We start from the raw sequence: 17,309 nt of genomic DNA on the forward strand, positions 1-17,309 counted from the left end.
CTCGGCCAAGTGGCGCTGTCCGTGTACATGGCTAATGGATATGATGCGCGCCATGCATACCTCTCCTGAACATCCGCTGCTCTCGACCATCGTCGACGACCTGGCCACCCGTGGCTGGTCGCAGCAGGCATTTTTCCTGCCGCTTGAGCTGGCCGGCGCTCTGGCCGCCGAGTGTCGCAGGCGCCATGCCGAGGGCGAACTGAACCCTGCAGGTGTCGGCAGGGGCGCGGCCCAGGAGGTACGCGAGGCGATCCGTGGCGACCAGATCCAGTGGATCGACCCCGGCCAGGCCGAGCCCTGCGACCGTTACCTGGAGCTCATGGACAACCTGCGCCAGGCGATCAACCAAGGGCTGTTCCTGGGGCTGGAAGACTTCGAGTGTCATTTCGCCCTGTATACGCCGGGCGCCTTCTACCGCAGGCATCTTGACCGCTTCCGCGACGACGACCGGCGCATGGTGTCGGTGGTGCTCTATCTCAATGAGCGCTGGCAACCCGAAGACGGCGGGCAACTGCGGATGTTTCTCGCCGACGATGTCGAGCATGATGTCCAGCCCGAGGCTGGCAGCCTGGTGGTGTTCCTTTCGGGTGAAGTCCCGCATGAAGTCCTGCCGGCCAATCGCGAACGCCTGTCGCTGACGGGCTGGTTCCGGCGCCGTGGCAATGATCCCTTCTGAGTCGTCCAAGGTCCTGGTCAGCGCCTGCCTGCTGGGGCAACCGGTGCGCTATGACGGGCGCGACAGTGGCCACCCCGATCTGCTCAAGCAATGGCAGGCCGAGGGCCGTGTAGTGCCCTTGTGCCCGGAGGTGGCGGGTGGCTTGCCGACGCCGCGACCGGCCGCGGAGATCCAGGGCGGACAGGGTGGCCAGGTGCTCGATGGGCAGGTTCAGGTCCTGACCGTCGCTGGCGAGGATGTCAGCGCGGCATTTTTGAGCGGCGCTCGGCAGGCCTTGGCGCTGGTGAGGCGGCATGGGATTCGGGTTGCGGTGCTCAAGTCCGGTAGCCCGTCGTGCGGTAACCGACTGACCTACGATGGCAGTTTCAGCGGGGTGAAGGTGCCGGCGGAGGGCGTCGTTGCTGCGCTGCTGCGCCGGGAAGGGGTGCTGGTGTTCAGCGAGTTGGAGCTGGATGAGGCGCAACGGGCACTGGGGTAGTTCGGTGTCGTTCTTTTCGCGGGCAAGCCCGCTCCCACAGGCCTATGGTGAGTCCAACCCTGTGGGAGCGGGCTTGCCCGCGAAAAGAACTACGCGATATCACTGCTGCGCTGCCGTCTTCTCGAACCACTTCTGCTCGAGCTCCGCCATCCGCCCACTGTCCTTGAGCCGCTGCAGGGCATTGTTCAGCGCGCTTTCGAATGCAGGGTTATCTTTCTGGAACGGAATCACCAGCTTCTTCTCGCCAAACGGCTGGCTGGCATCGAGCGCGCTTTCGGTCGCAGATTGTTGGCCTGTCGGGGTCAGCGCGATGTCGTACTTGCCGCTCTCCACGCCCGGTAACACTTCGTCGGCAGGCGCTTCGATGAATTCGGCGCGCAGGTCCATCTCCCGGGCCAGGTCCTGGCCGAACTCGATGTCGAACCCGGTCAGGTGCTCGTTTTCCTTGAAGGCGTAGGGTGCATTGTCGGCTTGGACGGCGATGCGCAGTTCACCTCGGTCGTTGATTTCGTCGATCAGCTCTGCCTGGGCCAGGGGGCTGATGAGTACTGCCAGCAGTAGGCCAATGGTCAAACGCATGAATATCCCTTTTATTTCTCGGCAGATGGATGTCATTCGCCGTGGCTTTCTGTGTTTGCCGCGATCGAACGCAGCCTATGACCCCTACATCGCGCGTATGTTTGAGCTGGCATTGAAATTTTCATGCCGGCATTTTTGAACCTGCGGCGTGGCAGGTGGACTATGGTGAAGTACCGCCTCGCTTCTTTTAAGTGATAGCGGTCAATTGAAGTGAATGACAGGAGATGTGAATGAAAAGCCCAGTTTCGCGTGCTGCCCTCGCCGGTTTGCTGATGGGAGCCTCTTTGCTTGCCACGGCTGCGGATGCCCTGAAAAGCCAGGAGCCGCCGAAAGATGCGAAGGTCTTCATCGTTTCCCCTGCCGATGGCGCTACGGTCGACAAGACCTTCACCGTCAAGTTCGGCATTGAAGGGATGGCGCTCAAGCCGGCCGGCGACCAGACTCCGCATTCCGGGCACCATCACCTGCTGGTCGATGTCGACAAAGCGCCTGTAGCTGACCAGCCGCTGCCGACCAGCCTTATGCCCGAGGGCAACCAACCTCTGCCAGCCGGGCCGCAGGTGTTGCACTTCGGCAAGGCGCAGACCGAGGCGACCATCACCCTGACCCCGGGCAAGCACACTCTGCAACTGGTGCTGGGCGACCAGTACCACGTGCCGTTCAAGCCAAGCGTCGAGTCGAAGAAGATCACCGTCAATGTGAAGTAACGCGGGGAATGCTTCGCGGCGCTCCGGCGCCCCGACCCGCCCGCGAAGCCGAAGACACGGATCGGGCAGGCAAAAAAAGGGAGGCCACCAGGGCCTCCCTTCTTCATGCAGCCATCAGGCTCAGAACAGTACGCGCGAGCGGATGGTGCCCTTGACGTGCTGCAGCTTCTCTTGCGCCAGGTCCGAGTACTCGGCGTCGACGTCGATGACCACGTAGCCCACTTTCTCGTCGGTCTGCAGGAACTGACCGGAGATGTTGATGCCGTTCTCGGCGAAGACCTTGTTGATCTCGCTGAGCACGCCCGGGATGTTTTCGTGGATGTGCAGCAGGCGGTGCTTGCCTGGGTGCGCCGGCAGGGCTACTTCAGGGAAGTTGACCGACGACACGGAGGTACCGTTGTCGCTGTACTTGACCAGCTTCTCGGCCACTTCCAGACCGATGTTGGCCTGGGCTTCGGCGGTCGAACCGCCGATGTGCGGGGTCAGGATGACGTTGTCCAGGCCGCGCAGCGGGCTTTCGAACTCTTCGTCGTTCGAGCGCGGCTCGACCGGGAACACGTCGATGGCCGCGCCGATCAGGTGCTTGTCCTTGATCGCGGCAGCCAGGTGATCCAGCTCGACCACGGTGCCGCGTGCGGCGTTGATCAGGATCGAACCCTTCTTCATCGCACGGATTTCCTTCTCGCCGATCATCCACTGGGTGGATGGCAGCTCAGGCACGTGCAGCGAGACGATGTCGGCCAGGCCCAGCAGTTCGTTGAGGCTGGTGACCTGGGTGGCGTTGCCCAGTGGCAGCTTGGTCAGCGGGTCGAAGAAGTAGACCTGCATGCCGACGCTTTCGGCCAGTACCGACAGCTGGGTGCCGATCGAGCCGTAGCCGACGATGCCCAGCTTCTTGCCGCGGATCTCGAACGAGTTGGCCGCGCTCTTGATCCAGCCACCGCGGTGGCAGGAGGCGTTCTTCTCGGGGATGCCGCGCAGCAGCAGGATGGCTTCGGCCAGCACCAGTTCGGCAACCGAACGGGTGTTGGAGTACGGCGCGTTGAACACCGCGATGCCGCGCTCGCGGGCCGCGTTCAGGTCAACCTGGTTGGTGCCGATGCAGAAGCAGCCGACTGCGACCAGTTTCTTCGCACAATCAAAGACTTCTTCAGTCAGTTGAGTGCGCGAGCGGATGCCGATGAAGTGGGCGTCCGCGATCTTTTCCTTCAGTTGCGCATCCGGCAGTGAGCCAGTGAGGTACTCGATGTTGGTGTACCCGGCAGCCTTGAGGGTGTCCACAGCATTCTGGTGGACGCCTTCGAGAAGAAGGAACCTGATCTTGCTCTTGTCGAGAGAAGTCTTGCTCATCTGCGTAAACCTGTATCCCGGAGAAAAAATGGCGAGGGGGGCAAAGCGGCGCGGCGACGGGCCTTAGCACGATCGACGGGAGGGCTATGCTAGCATACGCGACACCGTCTGAGCTTATCCCGACAGGTGAAGAGTGCTCAGGGTGACCATGAATCATTCGAGAGTTCTGCCGATGATCGACGTTGCGGTAATTGATGAGCTTAAGACCCTGGTCGACCCTGGCAAGGTCCTTGTCGACCCCGCCTCGCTCGAGGCGTATGGCAAGGACTGGACCAAGCACTATCCACCGGCTCCTTCGGCCATCGTGCTTCCCAAAACCATCGAGCAGGTCCAGGCCATCGTCGCCTGGGCCAACCGCTACAAGGTCGCGCTGGTGCCGTCCGGCGGACGCACCGGCCTGTCGGGCGCTGCAGTCGCTGCCAATGGCGAAGTCGTGGTGGCCTTCGACCAGATGAACCAGATTCTCGACTTCAACGCGTTCGACCGCACCGTGGTCTGCCAGCCGGGCGTGATCACCCGCCAGTTGCAGCAGTTCGCCGAAGACCAGGGGTTGTACTATCCGGTAGATTTCGCCTCGAGCGGATCCAGCCAGATTGGCGGCAATATCGGCACCAATGCCGGCGGAATCAAGGTCATTCGCTACGGCATGACCCGCAACTGGGTGGCAGGGCTGAAGGTTGTCACCGGCAAGGGCGAACTGCTGGAGCTCAATCGCGACCTGATCAAGAACGCCACCGGTTACGACCTGCGCCAGTTGTTCATCGGCGCCGAGGGCACCCTGGGCTTCGTGGTCGAAGCGACCATGCGCCTGGACCGTGCGCCGCGCAACCTTACGGCGATGGTGCTCGGCACGCCGGACTTCGACTCGATCATGCCGGTGCTGCACGCCTTTCAGGGCAAGCTCGACCTGACCGCCTTCGAGTTCTTCTCCGACAAGGGCCTGGCCAAGATCATGGGGCGCGGCGATGTGCCGGCGCCGTTCGACACGCAATGCCCTTTCTATGCGCTGCTGGAGTTCGAGGCCAGCACCGAGGAGGTTGCCAACGAAGCCCTGGCCACCTTCGAGCACTGCGTCGAGCAGGGTTGGGTGCTCGATGGGGTGATGAGCCAGAGCGAGACGCAGCTGAAGAACCTGTGGAAGCTGCGCGAGTACCTGTCAGAGACCATCTCCCACTGGACGCCCTACAAGAACGATATTTCCGTCACCGTCTCCAAGGTGCCGGCGTTCCTGCGCGATATCGATGCAGTGGTCGGCGAACACTACCCCGACTACGAAGTCGTCTGGTACGGGCATATCGGCGACGGCAACCTGCACCTGAACATTCTCAAGCCCGACCACATGAGCAAGGATGATTTCTTCGCCTCGTGCACCAAGGTCAACAAATGGGTGTTCGAGATCGTCGAGCGCTACAACGGTTCGATCTCTGCCGAGCACGGCGTGGGCATGACCAAGCGGGACTACCTGGGCTACAGCCGCTCGGCAGATGAAATTGCCTGCATGAAGGCGATAAAGGCGGTGTTCGACCCGAACGGCATCATGAATCCGGGTAAGATCTTCGCACCTGAATAAGAAAGCAGTATCCAGAGGAGTCGGCCCCATGAGTTACCAGCACCAGTACGTAGACGGCACGCGCATCCACTTCCCGCTGGGCAAGGTGGTGTGCATCGGCCGTAACTACGCCGAGCATGCCAAGGAACTGGACAACCCCATCCCCAGCGAGCCGCTGCTGTTCATCAAGCCTGGCAGCTGCGTGGTGCCACTGGAAGGCGGCTTCAAGATCCCGACCGACCGTGGTTCGGTGCACTACGAAGCCGAGATCGCCGTGCTCCTGGGCAAGCCGCTGTCGACCAAGCCGACAGTCGAAGAAGTGCTGGATGCCATCTCCGGCTACGCCCCGGCCCTGGACCTGACCCTGCGCGACGTGCAGGCCAAGCTCAAGGAGAAGGGCCTGCCGTGGGAACTGGCCAAGAGCTTCGACGGCGCCTGTGTATTGCCGCCGTTCGTCGCCGCATCCAGTTTCGAGGACGTGACCGACATTCCGGTACGCCTGACCATCAACGGCGAAGTGCGCCAGGATGGCAGCAGCGCAATGATGCTCAACCCCATCGTGCCGATCATCCAGCACATCGCCGCGCACTTCTCTCTGCAGGCGGGCGATGTGATCCTCACCGGCACTCCGGCCGGTGTCGGGCCGTTCAATGTGGGTGATGAGCTGGTGCTTGAGCTGCCGGGTGTCAGCCGCTTCGAGAGCCGCGTGCTTTGATCTGACTGCGCGTCGTCCTTTTCGCGGGTAAACCCGCTCCTACAGGGATTTGCACAGCCTTGTGAGAGCGGTTTTACCCGCGAACGATTTACCGTTTTTTTCACACCCCATCTGGATAATGCGCGAATCTTCGCCCATTTACCCAGGACCCCCTGCATGCCAGCACCTTCCAGCGCCCCAGCTTCCACCAAGCGTCGTTTCTACCTGCGCTGGCCGTTCGCCCTGGCTGTGGCAGCGGTGATCGGCTATGGGGTGGCCGTCGCCATGCACTGGGACGACCGTGGCCTGCTGTGGGTCAAGGAGCGTTTCGAGAGCAGTGCCGAGCGAATTGAAAGCGTCTGGCTGCCGGACTACCTGGTAGACATCGACGCCAAGCCGTTGCCGGGCATGGACGACGACGAAGCCTCGGACCTGTCGTTCAATCCGCAGACCCGCACGCTGTTCGCGGTGATGGGCAAGAACCCCTTCCTGGTCGAGCTCACGCTCGATGGCGACGTGTTGCGCAAGATTCCGCTGGTGGGTTGGGAAAATCCTGAAGGCCTTGCCGTGCTGGAAAACGGGCTGATCGCGATCGTTGATGAGCGCAACCATGACCTGACGCTGGTAAAGGTGGACGCGAGCACCTCGACGCTTAATCACGATGACTTCCCCAGCTATGACCTGGGCAAGTCGGTCAAGAGCAACAAGGGTTTCGAGGCCATCGCCTGGGACCCGATGCGCCAGCGCCTGATCATCGGCGAAGAGCGCCCGCCGCGTCTGTTTACCTGGAGCACCGATGGTCGCGGGCCGCTCAAGGGCGATAAGCAGCTGCGGCCCAGTGACGAGCTCGACCTGCGCAACCTGTCTGCGCTGGCGGTTGATCCACGCACAGGCCACCTGCTGGTGCTGTCGGCTGACTCGAACATGCTGCTGGAACTGGACGAGAAGGGTGAGCAGGTCAGCTTCATGACCTTGCTCGGGGCGTTCAACGGTCTGGGTAGCCGTGTGCCTCGGGCCGAAGGTGTGACCATGGACGATCAGGGCAACCTGTACATGGTCAGCGAGCCCGCGCTGTTCTATCGCTTCAAGAAGCACTGACAGGATTGTCGGAATTTTCTGATGATGGCCTTAAGCTTTATTTCAGCTATGAATGATTAGATTCGGCATCCTCCGTCGAGTCCTCTTCATGCGCCGTCATCTTCGTTCGTTTCTCTTTCTTCTGGCTTTCTCCGTGCTGGCGGTGCTTGGCGTGGTGGGGCACGAGTTCCGTCTGTTCGAGCGCGGCTGGTTCAACCTCAAGAGCTGGTGGCAGCCGACCGAGCAAGGCATCGGGCTGGATCGCTACCAGGTGGTGATCGAGGCTCAGCCCATCGAGGGCCTGGACGACGATGTTTCGGCGCTCACCTACGACCCCGATCGCAAGACCCTGTTTACCGTCACTAACGCCCGCTCGGAGCTCATCGAGCTTTCGCTGGATGGGCGCATCCTGCGCCGCGTGCCGCTGACCGGCTTCGGCGATCCCGAGGCGGTGGAGTATGTCGGGCCCAACAGCTACGTCATCACCGACGAGCGCCAGCAACGGCTGATTCGCGTGCGATTGGACGACGACACGCCGTTTCTCGACGCCAACGACGCCGAGCAGCTCACCCTGGGCATCGGCCTGAACGGCAACAAGGGCTTCGAAGGGCTGGCTTACGATTCGGCTGGCAAGCGCCTGTTCGTCGCCAAGGAGCGTGATCCGATGCTGATCTACGAGGTGCACGGTTTCCCCCATGCCCATCCGGAGCAGCCCTATGCGGTGCATGTGGTGCAGGACCGCAAGCGTGATTCACGGTTGTTCGTGCGCGACCTGTCGAGCCTGCAGTTCGATGAACGCAGCGGGCATCTGCTGGCGCTGTCGGACGAATCACGGCTGGTGCTGGAGCTGGATGTGAAGGGGCGGCCGCTGAGCACCCTGTCGTTGCGCAAGGGGTATCAGGGCCTGAAGAAGACGGTGCCGCAGGCTGAAGGGATCGCCATGGACGATGCCGGGACCATCTACCTGGTGAGTGAGCCGAACCTGTTCTATGTGTTCAGGCAGCCGGCTGAGTAGGTGTAGTTCAGGGCTCTGTGGGGGCAGTGGTCTTTGTTGTGTCAGTGCTGGCCTATTCGCGGGTAAACCCGCTCCTACAGGTTTCCCGGTGTCCTTCAGAACAGCGGGGTACTTGTAGGAGCGGGCTTGCTTATTCAGCCTTCAGACTCTTCACGCCTTCGGAAGTCCCCAGCAGCAGCAAGTCTGCCGGACGCGCCGCGAACAGGCCGTTGGTGACCACGCCAACGATCGCATTGATCTGGCTTTCCAGCTCCACCGGGTTGGTGATCTGCAGGTTGTACACGTCGAGGATGACGTTACCGTTGTCGGTCACCACGCCTTCGCGGTACACCGGATCGCCACCCAGCTTGACCAGCTGGCGCGCCACGTGGCTGCGGGCCATCGGGATCACCTCGACCGGCAGCGGGAAGGCGCCGAGCACCGGCACCAGCTTGCTGGCGTCGGCGATGCAGATGAAGGTCTTGGCCACTGCCGCGACGATCTTCTCGCGGGTCAGGGCCGCACCGCCGCCCTTGATCAGGTTCAAGTGCGCGTCGCTCTCGTCGGCACCGTCGACGTAGAACTCCAGCTCGCTGACGCTGTTCAGCTCATAGACCGGGATGCCATGACCCTTCAGACGCTGTGCGGTGGCCTCGGAGCTGGCGACGGCGCCGTCGAAGGCGGTCTTGTGCTGGGCCAGGGCGTCGATGAAGAAGTTGGCGGTCGAACCGGTGCCGACGCCGACGACGCTCTTTTCATCCAGCTTGGGCAGAATGAAGTCGACAGCGGCCTGGGCGACGGCTTGTTTGAGTTGGTCCTGGGTCATGCGGGCTCCGAGAGGGGCGGGAGGTTTTCTGAAGTCGCCTAGTATAACGAGTCCGGCGGCTTTGCTGTGGTCGCCCGACAGGGCGCTGGGGTAGACTTCCAGCCCTTGTCCCGCGGCCCAGTGATGTTTCCAAGATGCTCGAACAGTACGTCAAGAAGATCCTCACCTCGCGCGTCTACGACGTCGCCGTCGAAACCCCGCTGCACAACGCCGGCCAACTGAGCAAGCGCCTGGGCAACCAGGTCCTGCTCAAGCGCGAGGACCTGCAGCCGGTGTTCTCCTTCAAGATCCGCGGGGCGTACAACAAGCTGGCGCAACTGAGCGCCGAAGAGCTGGCGCGTGGCGTGGTCACCGCCTCTGCCGGCAACCACGCCCAGGGCGTGGCCCTGGCTGCGCGGGAGCTGGGCATCAAGGCCACCATCGTGATGCCCAAGACCACGCCGGAGATCAAGGTCGAGGGGGTGCGCTCGCGTGGCGGCAAGGTGGTGCTGCACGGCGACTCCTTCCCCGAGGCGCTGGCCTATTCGCTGAAGCTGGTCGAAGAGAAGGGCTTCGTCTACATCCACCCCTACGACGATCCCCACACCATCGCCGGGCAGGGCACCGTGGCGATGGAGATCCTGCGCCAGCACCCGGGCCGCCTGGACGCGATCTTCGTGCCGGTCGGTGGTGGCGGGCTGATTGCCGGCATTGCGGCCTATGTGAAGTACCTGCGCCCCGAGATCAAGGTGATCGGCGTCGAGCCTGACGATTCCAATTGCCTGCAGGCCGCGATGGCTGCGGGCGAGCGTGTGGTGCTGCCGCAGGTGGGGCTGTTCGCCGACGGTGTCGCGGTGGCGCAGATCGGTCAGCACACCTTCGATATCTGCAAGGATCATGTCGATGAGGTGATCACCGTCAGTACCGATGAGATCTGCGCAGCGATCAAGGATATCTACGACGATACCCGCTCGATCACCGAACCTGCCGGCGCCCTTGGCGTGGCGGGCATCAAGAAGTACGTCGAGTTGACCGGCGTCTCGGGGCAAACGCTGGTGGCCATCGACTCCGGTGCCAACGTCAATTTCGATCGTCTGCGTCACGTTGCCGAGCGCGCCGAACTGGGTGAGAAGCGCGAGGCGATCATCGCCGTGACCATCCCGGAGCGTCCGGGCAGCTTCAAGGCGTTCTGCGAGGCTATCGGCAAGCGTCAGATCACTGAGTTCAACTACCGGTACCACGCCGACAAAGAGGCGCACATCTTCGTCGGCGTGCAGACCCATCCAGAGACCGACCCGCGCGCCGCCCTGGTTCAGCACCTGACCGAGCAGGGCTTCCCGGTAACCGACCTGACCGACAACGAACTGGCCAAGCTGCATATCCGTCACATGGTCGGTGGCCACTCGGCGGCGGCCAGCGATGAGCTGGTGCTGCGTTTCGAGTTCCCTGAGCGTCCGGGGGCGCTGTTCAACTTCCTCAACAAGCTGGGCGGGCGCTGGAACATCTCGATGTTCCACTACCGCAACCACGGTGCCGCCGATGGTCGCGTGGTGGCCGGGTTGCAGGTGCCGGAAGACGAGCGCCACCTGGTGCCCGAGGCGCTGGCCAAGATCGGTTATCCATACTGGGATGAAACCGACAACCCGGCGTACAAGCTGTTCCTGGGTTGAGCGGCTACGCTTGGCATGAATGGCAACACCGAACTTGCAGAAGCGGGCTTGTCCCGCGGTGAGGCCGAAAAAAGTCTTTCGAGGACCCGCACGCGATGGAACACCTGACCACCCTCAAGACCCTGCACATCCTCGCCACCGTACTGTTGATCCTCGGTGCGCTGGGTCTGGCGATCTGGACCTTGCGTGCCCGCCGGCAGGGTGATGCCGAGGCCTACGCCAAACTGCTGCGTCGGCCGCTGGTGTTCGTCTGGCTGGTGATGGGGCTGTGCCTGCTGAGCATGCCGTTCACCGGCTGGTGGCTGGTGCACCTGGTAGGCTGGCCGTTGGGCCAGACCTGGGTGCTGGCCTCCAGCATCCTCTATACCCTGGGCGCTTTCGCCGTGTGGTGGCTGCTGGTGCGGCTGAACCGCCTGCGCAAGGCCGAGCCTGCCGGGCTGCGCCTGACCCTGGCGCTGGCGTTGTTCAGTGGGGTGTGCTTCCTGTCGATTGCAGGATTGATGGGGGCCAAGCCGGTCTGATGCGTCTGCGGGGCCCTTTTCACGGGTGGAACCAGGAAAGGGCCCCGCGATCTCAATCGCGCAACGAAATCACCGGCCATCCGCGCCGCTCGGCCTCTTCACGCAGTTTTGGATCCGGGTCCACCGCCACCGGGTGCGTCACCTGCTCCAGCAACGGCAGATCATTCAGCGAATCGCTGTAGAAGTAGCTGTCTTGCAGATCGTAGCCGTTCTCCAGCATCCAGCGCTTCAGGCGCGTCACCTTGCCTTCACGGAAACACGGTATATCGGTGCTACGCCCGGTATAGCGCTCGCCATCACGCTCGCATTCGGTGGCCAGCAGGGTGCGCACGCCCAGGCGGCGGGCGATGGGCGCAGTGACAAAGCGGTTGGTGGCGGTGATGATCACCAGCTTGTCGCCAGCCTCGCGGTGCTGCTGCAGCAGGGCGAGGGCTTTGGGCAGGATGATCGGCTCGATGCAGTCGCGCATGAATTCGCGGTGCCATTGGTCGAGCTGGGCAGGTTCGGTGGCGGCGAAGATCTCCATCGAGAACGCCAGGTAGGCCTGCAGGTCCAGGGTGCCGTTGAGGTAATCCTGATAGAAGGCGTCGTTGCGTTGCTTGTAGGCGATGGGGTCGAGGATGCCCCGTTCACACAGGTAGTCACCCCAGGCGTGATCGCTGTCACCGCCGAGGAGGGTATTGTCCAGGTCGAATAAAGCCAGGCGCATGGGTTTTCTCGCAGAAGCCTCCGGGAAGAAGTCCCGCAGAATACGGAGTTTTCACCTCGCTGCACATAAGCTATGGCGGGTGCGTTGCTGCGCTCGCAAGCTTTGTGGAACAATGCGGTGACATGCGTTTTCGAGGTTGCTGCCGTGATCGACCCGGATGGTTTTCGCCCCAATGTCGGGATCATTCTCACGAATGATGCCGGGCAGGTGCTATGGGCTCGGCGGATCAACCAGGATGCCTGGCAGTTTCCACAGGGTGGTATCAACCCTGACGAAACCCCAGAGGATGCCCTGTACCGCGAGCTGAACGAAGAAGTTGGCCTGGAACGCGAGGATGTGGAAATTCTTGCCTGCACTCGAGGCTGGTTGCGTTATCGTTTACCCCAGCGCCTGGTCCGTACGCACAGCCAGCCGCTGTGCATCGGCCAGAAGCAGAAGTGGTTCCTGCTGCGGCTGGTGAGCAACGAACAGCGGGTGCGGATGGACCTGACCGGAAAACCGGAATTCGATGGCTGGCGCTGGGTCAGCTACTGGTATCCGCTGGGTCAGGTGGTGACATTCAAGCGCGAGGTGTATCGCCGCGCCCTGAAAGAGCTAGCCCCGCGCCTGTTGACGCGCGACTGACGACGGAGTCCGACCCCGAGCCATGCTCAATACGCTGCGCAAGATCGTCCAGGAAGTGAACTCCGCCAAAGATCTCAAGACGGCGTTGGGTATCATTGTCTTGCGCGTCAAGGAGGCCATGGGCAGCCAGGTATGCTCGGTCTACCTGCTCGACCCGGAAACCAACCGTTTCGTGCTGATGGCCACCGAAGGCCTGAACAAGCGCTCGATCGGCAAGGTCAGCATGGCCCCGAACGAAGGCCTGGTCGGCCTGGTCGGCACCCGTGAAGAGCCGCTGAACCTCGAGAACGCTGCGGATCACCCGCGCTATCGCTACTTCGCCGAAACCGGCGAGGAACGCTTCGCCTCCTTCCTTGGTGCCCCCATCATCCACCACCGTCGCGTGGTCGGGGTACTGGTCATCCAGCAGAAGGAGCGGCGCCAGTTCGATGAAGGCGAAGAAGCCTTCCTCGTGACCATGAGCGCCCAGCTCGCCGGGGTTATCGCCCACGCCGAGGCTACCGGCTCGATACGCGGCCTGGGCCGCCAGGGCAAGGGTATCCAGGAGGCACGCTTCGTTGGCGTGCCGGGCTCGCCAGGCGCTGCCGTCGGCCGCGCGGTGGTCATGCTGCCCCCCGCTGACCTCGAAGTGGTTCCGGACAAGACCGTCGAAGACATCGACGGCGAACTCAAGCTCTTCAACAACGCCCTCGAAGGGGTGCGCGCCGACATGCGCAAGCTGTCGGCGAAGCTTGCGACCCAGCTGCGCCCCGAAGAGCGTGCGCTGTTCGATGTGTACCTGATGATGCTCGAGGATGCCGCCCTGGGTGGCGAAGTGGCCGAGGTCATCAAGACTGGCCAGTGGGCCCAGGGCGCGCTGCGCCAGGTGGTCGGCGAGCACGTCAGCCGCTTCGAGCTGATGGATGACGATTACCTGCGCGAGCGCGCCTCGGACGTCAAGGACCTCGGTCGCCGCCTGCTGGCCTACCTGCAGGAGGCCCGCTCGCAGACGCTGGTCTACCCCGACAACACCATTCTGGTCAGCGAGGAGCTGACCCCGGCGATGCTCGGCGAAGTGCCGGAAGGCAAGCTGGTCGGCCTGGTGTCGGTATTGGGCTCGGGCAACTCCCACGTGGCGATCCTGGCGCGAGCCATGGGTATCCCGACGGTGATGGGCCTGGTCGACCTGCCGTATTCGAAGGTCGATGGCATCGAGATGATTCTCGACGGCTACAAGGGCGAGGCCTATACCAACCCCAGCGACGTACTGCGCAAGCAGTACAGCGACGTGGTCGAGGAAGAGCGCCAGTTGGCCCAGGGGCTCGATGCCCTGCGCGAGCTGCCGTGCGTCACCCCCGATGGCCACCGCATGCCGCTGTGGGTCAACACCGGCCTGCTCGCCGACGTGGCCCGGGCCCAGCAGCGTGGCGCCGAGGGCGTGGGCCTGTACCGCACCGAAGTGCCGTTCATGATCAACCAGCGCTTCCCCAGCGAAAAGGAACAGCTGGCGATCTACCGCGAGCAGTTGGCGGCCTTCCATCCGCTGCCGGTGACCATGCGCACGCTGGACATCGGCGGTGACAAGGCGCTGTCCTACTTCCCGATCAAGGAAGAAAACCCCTTCCTCGGCTGGCGCGGTATTCGCGTCACCCTCGACCACCCGGAAATCTTCCTGGTGCAGACCCGCGCCATGCTCAAGGCCAGCGAGGGGCTGAACAACCTGCGTATCCTGCTGCCGATGATCTCCGGCATCCACGAGCTGGAAGAGGCGTTGCACCTGATCCACCGCGCCTGGGGCGAAGTGCGTGACGAAGGCACCGACGTGCCGATGCCCCCGGTTGGCGTGATGGTGGAGATTCCGGCGGCCGTTTACCAGACCAAGGAACTGGCCCGTCAGGTCGACTTCCTCTCGGTCGGCTCCAACGACCTCACGCAGTACCTGCTGGCGGTCGATCGCAACAACCCGCGGGTCGCCGATCTGTACGACTACCTCCATCCGGCGGTGCTGCAAGCCTTGCAGACCGTAGTGCGCGACGCCCACGCCGAAGGCAAGCCGGTGAGTATTTGCGGCGAGATGGCTGGTGATCCGGCAGCGGCGATCCTGCTCATGGCCATGGGCTTCGACAGCCTGTCGATGAACGCCACCAACCTGCCGAAGGTGAAGTGGATGCTGCGTCAGATCAACATGAGCAAGGCCCGTGAGCTCCTGACCGAGGCCATGACCCATGACAACCCGCAGGTTATCCACAGCTCGCTGCAACTGGCGCTGAAGAACCTTGGGCTGGCGCGGATGATCGGGCCGAACAAGAGCCTTTGATCGTTCACAGGCCTCTTCGCGGACGTGCCCGCGAATAGGCCTGAAAAGTCATACGAGGTTCAGTTCCACTTCCCCCAGATGCCCACCAAAGGGCCCGAAACTGCGCTCGATCATCCGCCTTCTGCCCTGATCATCCACGATCAGCACGGTACTCGCCCGTGTCCCGTAATTCTGGCTGGCAATGAACACGCTCGACAGCAGCCGCTCGGTCGCCAACCCTACGCCGGTCTCCGGCAACTCAGCGTCCTGTGCTGGCGCAGCATCGGCCAGCAGCGCCAGTAGCTGCTGCGGGTCTGCCGATTCGAGCACCTCGCCCAGCGCCGAGCGCGCTTTCACCAGTTTCGGCCACGGCGTGTCCAGCCCGGCGTTGGATAGCCCGTAAATGCCAGGTGGTAGAAGTCGTGGCGCCGGGTCTCGGGCGTGCAGATAGCCCAGCCGCTCGCCATCGCCCACCAGCAGGTTGAACCCCGAGTACTGCGCACTGCGGCTGGCGACCTGATCCAGATACGCTTCCACGCCCAGTTCGCCCTGCAGGAAGGCGGCCACCAGTTCCCCGCGCGAACGCGGCCCGAGCGGCTGGCGAGGGTCGCGGATATTGGTCAGCGCCGCGAAGCGCCCGCCGGGGCCTATGCCCAGCCAGCTGCCACCGGCTTCGAGGTCGCGCCCGGCATGCACGCCCGGGGCATCCTCCCAGGTGGCCAGCGCCTGGGTGGGGCGGGCGTAGAACTCGTCGCGGTTGGCCGCGACGATCAGCGGCAGGGCGTGCCCCGGCCGCCAGGCGAATACGATCAGGCACATGGGTTGGCCTCAGTGTTTTGTGCCACTCTAACCACAGTCTGGTTGCACTGCCATCACCTGACACAGAGTTCACTAGAGGCGCAGCCCCGGCTTCCGTTACCATGCCGGATCGTATTCACAGGGTCTGCGAATGGAATTCGTGCTCTATCTGCTGTTGGGCGCTTGCGCCGGCGTACTGGCCGGGCTCTTTGGCGTGGGCGGCGGCATCATCATCGTGCCGGTGCTGGTATTCAGCTTCACCCTGCAGGGCTTCGATGCCTCGATCCTCACGCACCTGGCGGTCGGGACTTCGCTGGCGACCATCGTCTTCACCTCGATCAACGCCGTGCTGGAACACCACCGCAAGGGGGCCGTACAGTGGCCGGTGTTCCTGTGGATGACCGTTGGCATCCTCATCGGCGCGGGCATTGGCGCCAAGACCGCTTCGTTGATCCAGGGGCCGATGCTGCAGAAGATCATCGGCGTGTTCGCCCTGCTGGTATCGCTGCAGATGGCCCTTGACCTCAGGCCCAAGGCCAGCCGTGGCATCCCCGGCAAGCCTGGGTTGATCGCTGCCGGTGGGGTGATCGGCTGGGCCTCGGCGATCTTCGGTATTGGCGGCGGCTCGCTCACGGTACCTTTTCTCACCTGGCGCAGCCTGCCCATGCAGAAGGCCGTGGCCACCTCGTCGGCCTGCGGCTTGCCTATCGCCCTGGCCAGTGCCCTGAGTTTCATGATCCTGGGCTGGAACGAAACTCACCTGCCCGCGCACAGTCTGGGCTATGTCTATCTCCCCGCGCTGGTCGGCATTGCCGTCACCAGCATGTTTTTCGCCCGCTTCGGCGCGCGTCTGGCGCACAAGCTGTCGCCGCGCCTGCTCAAGCGCCTGTTTGCCGCGCTGCTGTTCTGCGTCGGCCTCAGCTTTTTGATCTAGAGGAACCACCATGCTGCCTTACCCGCAGATCGACCCCGTGGCCGTGGCCCTCGGGCCGCTGAAAATCCACTGGTACGGCTTGATGTACCTGATCGGCATCGGCGGTGCCTGGCTGCTCGCCTCGCGCCGGTTGAATCGCTTCGACCCGACCTGGAACCGCGAGAAGCTCTCCGACCTGGTGTTCTGGCTGTCGATGGGCGTGATCGTCGGCGGGCGCTTGGGTTACGTGCTGTTCTACGACCTGCACCAGTACCTGGCCAACCCGACGCTGATCTTCGAAGTGTGGAAAGGCGGCATGTCGTTCCACGGCGGTTTCATCGGCGTGATGCTGGCGGCACTGTGGTTCGGCAAGCGCAACAACAAGTCGTTCTTCGAGCTGATGGACTTCGTCGCGCCGCTGGTGCCGATCGGCCTGGGTGCCGGGCGTATCGGCAACTTCATCAATGCCGAGCTGTGGGGCAAGCCGACCGACGTGCCATGGGCGATGATCTTCCCGCCGTTCAGCGATCCGGCGCAGTTGCCCCGTCACCCTTCGCAGCTGTACCAGTTCGCACTGGAGGGTGTGGCGCTGTTCCTGATCCTCTGGCTGTTCTCGCGCAAACCACGCCCGACCATGGCGGTTTCCGGCATGTTCGCGCTGTTCTACGGGATCTTCCGCTTCATCGTCGAGTTCGTCCGCGTGCCGGACGCACAGCTGGGTTACCTGGCGTGGGGCTGGCTGACCATGGGTCAGATTCTCTGCATACCGATGATCGTCGCTGGCCTCGCCTTGATCTGGTGGGCTTATAATCGCAAACCCACGGCGACACCCGCCCACTGATAATTCCACGGCAGGGGCGATCCCCCTGCCGTGCTTGCCACAGGTAGGC

18 protein-coding genes are annotated in these 17,309 nt (G+C 63.0%); 13 read left to right on the forward strand and 5 right to left on the reverse strand.

What is annotated here, in order from left to right; all coding sequences use genetic code 11:
- Window positions 1-43 precede the first annotated feature (43 nt).
- Both F6X62_RS23285 and F6X62_RS23290 read left to right on the forward strand, forming a co-directional pair.
- A complete protein-coding gene (locus F6X62_RS23285) occupies window positions 44-676 on the forward strand; it encodes a 2OG-Fe(II) oxygenase (protein ID WP_153774849.1) in 633 nt (210 codons plus the stop codon).
- On the forward strand, window positions 663-1,154 hold the full coding sequence (locus F6X62_RS23290) for a DUF523 domain-containing protein (protein WP_153774835.1): 492 nt from the start codon (window positions 663-665) through the stop codon (window positions 1,152-1,154). Before F6X62_RS23285 ends, F6X62_RS23290 begins: the two co-directional genes overlap by 14 nt.
- 99 nt (window positions 1,155-1,253) lie before the next feature.
- On the opposite strand, the gene F6X62_RS23295 is transcribed toward F6X62_RS23290, so the two are convergent.
- Complete coding sequence (locus F6X62_RS23295) at window positions 1,254-1,733, reverse strand: ABC transporter substrate-binding protein (protein ID WP_153774836.1); 480 nt, start codon at window positions 1,731-1,733, stop codon at window positions 1,254-1,256.
- A 230-nt stretch (window positions 1,734-1,963) separates the two neighbouring features.
- Here F6X62_RS23295 and F6X62_RS23300 point away from each other — a divergent pair, with 230 nt between their 5' ends.
- Window positions 1,964-2,440, forward strand: coding sequence for a DUF4399 domain-containing protein (locus F6X62_RS23300; protein WP_054891119.1), 477 nt, complete (start codon window positions 1,964-1,966; stop codon window positions 2,438-2,440).
- Window positions 2,441-2,560: 120 nt separating this feature from the next.
- Here the strand turns inward: F6X62_RS23300 and serA are convergent, their stop codons facing one another.
- Window positions 2,561-3,790 (reverse strand): phosphoglycerate dehydrogenase, encoded by a 1,230-nt coding sequence (gene serA, locus F6X62_RS23305; protein ID WP_054891120.1) that lies wholly within the window; start codon window positions 3,788-3,790, stop codon window positions 2,561-2,563.
- Between the two features lie 172 nt (window positions 3,791-3,962).
- Here serA and F6X62_RS25290 point away from each other — a divergent pair, with 172 nt between their 5' ends.
- From F6X62_RS25290 to F6X62_RS23330, 4 genes are all read left to right on the forward strand, one after another.
- Entirely contained in the window at window positions 3,963-5,360 is a 1,398-nt protein-coding gene (locus F6X62_RS25290; RefSeq protein WP_151926138.1) for an FAD-binding oxidoreductase, read from the forward strand.
- Between the two features lie 28 nt (window positions 5,361-5,388).
- Window positions 5,389-6,054, forward strand: coding sequence for a fumarylacetoacetate hydrolase family protein (locus tag F6X62_RS23320; RefSeq protein WP_054891122.1), 666 nt, complete (start codon window positions 5,389-5,391; stop codon window positions 6,052-6,054).
- A gap of 156 nt (window positions 6,055-6,210) precedes the next feature.
- Window positions 6,211-7,131 carry an SdiA-regulated domain-containing protein gene (locus F6X62_RS23325; protein ID WP_153774838.1) on the forward strand — a complete coding sequence of 307 codons (921 nt, stop codon included), beginning with the start codon at window positions 6,211-6,213 and terminating at the stop codon, window positions 7,129-7,131.
- 88 nt (window positions 7,132-7,219) lie between these two features.
- On the forward strand, window positions 7,220-8,125 hold the full coding sequence (locus tag F6X62_RS23330) for an SdiA-regulated domain-containing protein (protein WP_153774839.1): 906 nt from the start codon (window positions 7,220-7,222) through the stop codon (window positions 8,123-8,125).
- Between the two features lie 130 nt (window positions 8,126-8,255).
- Here the strand turns inward: F6X62_RS23330 and rpiA are convergent, their stop codons facing one another.
- On the reverse strand, window positions 8,256-8,930 hold the full coding sequence (rpiA, locus tag F6X62_RS23335; RefSeq protein WP_054891125.1) for a ribose-5-phosphate isomerase RpiA: 675 nt from the start codon (window positions 8,928-8,930) through the stop codon (window positions 8,256-8,258).
- Window positions 8,931-9,064: 134 nt separating this feature from the next.
- Between rpiA and ilvA the strand changes: the two genes are divergently transcribed.
- Together ilvA and F6X62_RS23345 are read left to right on the forward strand one after the other, a co-directional pair.
- On the forward strand, window positions 9,065-10,579 hold the full coding sequence (gene ilvA, locus F6X62_RS23340; RefSeq protein ID WP_054891126.1) for a threonine ammonia-lyase, biosynthetic: 1,515 nt from the start codon (window positions 9,065-9,067) through the stop codon (window positions 10,577-10,579).
- 95 nt (window positions 10,580-10,674) lie between these two features.
- On the forward strand, window positions 10,675-11,100 hold the full coding sequence (locus F6X62_RS23345; RefSeq protein WP_153774840.1) for a DUF2269 domain-containing protein: 426 nt from the start codon (window positions 10,675-10,677) through the stop codon (window positions 11,098-11,100).
- A 52-nt stretch (window positions 11,101-11,152) separates the two neighbouring features.
- Here F6X62_RS23345 and F6X62_RS23350 read toward each other — a convergent pair whose 3' ends face one another.
- A complete protein-coding gene (locus F6X62_RS23350) occupies window positions 11,153-11,809 on the reverse strand; it encodes an HAD family phosphatase (RefSeq protein ID WP_054891128.1) in 657 nt (218 codons plus the stop codon).
- Between the two features lie 144 nt (window positions 11,810-11,953).
- Between F6X62_RS23350 and F6X62_RS23355 the strand changes: the two genes are divergently transcribed.
- Window positions 11,954-12,433, forward strand: a complete 480-nt coding sequence (locus F6X62_RS23355) for an RNA pyrophosphohydrolase (protein WP_029614755.1) — start codon at window positions 11,954-11,956, stop codon at window positions 12,431-12,433.
- Between the two features lie 22 nt (window positions 12,434-12,455).
- A complete protein-coding gene (ptsP, locus tag F6X62_RS23360) occupies window positions 12,456-14,729 on the forward strand; it encodes a phosphoenolpyruvate--protein phosphotransferase (RefSeq protein WP_054891129.1) in 2,274 nt (757 codons plus the stop codon).
- Between the two features lie 48 nt (window positions 14,730-14,777).
- On the opposite strand, the gene F6X62_RS23365 is transcribed toward ptsP, so the two are convergent.
- Window positions 14,778-15,527 carry an NRDE family protein gene (locus F6X62_RS23365; RefSeq protein ID WP_065863989.1) on the reverse strand — a complete coding sequence of 250 codons (750 nt, stop codon included), beginning with the start codon at window positions 15,525-15,527 and terminating at the stop codon, window positions 14,778-14,780.
- A 130-nt stretch (window positions 15,528-15,657) separates the two neighbouring features.
- On the opposite strand from F6X62_RS23365, the gene F6X62_RS23370 reads away from it, so the two are divergent.
- Both F6X62_RS23370 and lgt read left to right on the forward strand, forming a co-directional pair.
- Window positions 15,658-16,440, forward strand: a complete 783-nt coding sequence (locus tag F6X62_RS23370; RefSeq protein WP_063541683.1) for a sulfite exporter TauE/SafE family protein — start codon at window positions 15,658-15,660, stop codon at window positions 16,438-16,440.
- Between the two features lie 10 nt (window positions 16,441-16,450).
- On the forward strand, window positions 16,451-17,260 hold the full coding sequence (gene lgt, locus F6X62_RS23375) for a prolipoprotein diacylglyceryl transferase (protein WP_054891132.1): 810 nt from the start codon (window positions 16,451-16,453) through the stop codon (window positions 17,258-17,260).
- Window positions 17,261-17,309 lie beyond the last annotated feature (49 nt).

Origin of the sequence: Pseudomonas sp. MNR3A, assembly GCF_009650575.1 — a bacterium.
GTDB lineage: Bacteria > Pseudomonadota > Gammaproteobacteria > Pseudomonadales > Pseudomonadaceae > Aquipseudomonas > Aquipseudomonas machongensis.

Bases quoted from the DNA above. Each gene is read 5' to 3' on its own strand.
- F6X62_RS23285 (WP_153774849.1), top strand. From the start codon at position 44: ATGCGCGCCATGCATACCTCTCCTGAACATCCGCTGCTCTCGACCATC.
- F6X62_RS23290 (WP_153774835.1), top strand. From the start codon at position 663: ATGATCCCTTCTGAGTCGTCCAAGGTCCTGGTCAGCGCCTGCCTGCTG.
- F6X62_RS23295 (WP_153774836.1), bottom strand. From the start codon at position 1,733: ATGCGTTTGACCATTGGCCTACTGCTGGCAGTACTCATCAGCCCCCTG.
- F6X62_RS23300 (WP_054891119.1), top strand. From the start codon at position 1,964: ATGAAAAGCCCAGTTTCGCGTGCTGCCCTCGCCGGTTTGCTGATGGGA.
- serA (WP_054891120.1), bottom strand. From the start codon at position 3,790: ATGAGCAAGACTTCTCTCGACAAGAGCAAGATCAGGTTCCTTCTTCTC.
- F6X62_RS25290 (WP_151926138.1), top strand. From the start codon at position 3,963: ATGATCGACGTTGCGGTAATTGATGAGCTTAAGACCCTGGTCGACCCT.
- F6X62_RS23320 (WP_054891122.1), top strand. From the start codon at position 5,389: ATGAGTTACCAGCACCAGTACGTAGACGGCACGCGCATCCACTTCCCG.
- F6X62_RS23325 (WP_153774838.1), top strand. From the start codon at position 6,211: ATGCCAGCACCTTCCAGCGCCCCAGCTTCCACCAAGCGTCGTTTCTAC.
- F6X62_RS23330 (WP_153774839.1), top strand. From the start codon at position 7,220: ATGCGCCGTCATCTTCGTTCGTTTCTCTTTCTTCTGGCTTTCTCCGTG.
- rpiA (WP_054891125.1), bottom strand. From the start codon at position 8,930: ATGACCCAGGACCAACTCAAACAAGCCGTCGCCCAGGCCGCTGTCGAC.
- ilvA (WP_054891126.1), top strand. From the start codon at position 9,065: ATGCTCGAACAGTACGTCAAGAAGATCCTCACCTCGCGCGTCTACGAC.
- F6X62_RS23345 (WP_153774840.1), top strand. From the start codon at position 10,675: ATGGAACACCTGACCACCCTCAAGACCCTGCACATCCTCGCCACCGTA.
- F6X62_RS23350 (WP_054891128.1), bottom strand. From the start codon at position 11,809: ATGCGCCTGGCTTTATTCGACCTGGACAATACCCTCCTCGGCGGTGAC.
- ptsP (WP_054891129.1), top strand. From the start codon at position 12,456: ATGCTCAATACGCTGCGCAAGATCGTCCAGGAAGTGAACTCCGCCAAA.
- F6X62_RS23365 (WP_065863989.1), bottom strand. From the start codon at position 15,527: ATGTGCCTGATCGTATTCGCCTGGCGGCCGGGGCACGCCCTGCCGCTG.
- F6X62_RS23370 (WP_063541683.1), top strand. From the start codon at position 15,658: ATGGAATTCGTGCTCTATCTGCTGTTGGGCGCTTGCGCCGGCGTACTG.
- lgt (WP_054891132.1), top strand. From the start codon at position 16,451: ATGCTGCCTTACCCGCAGATCGACCCCGTGGCCGTGGCCCTCGGGCCG.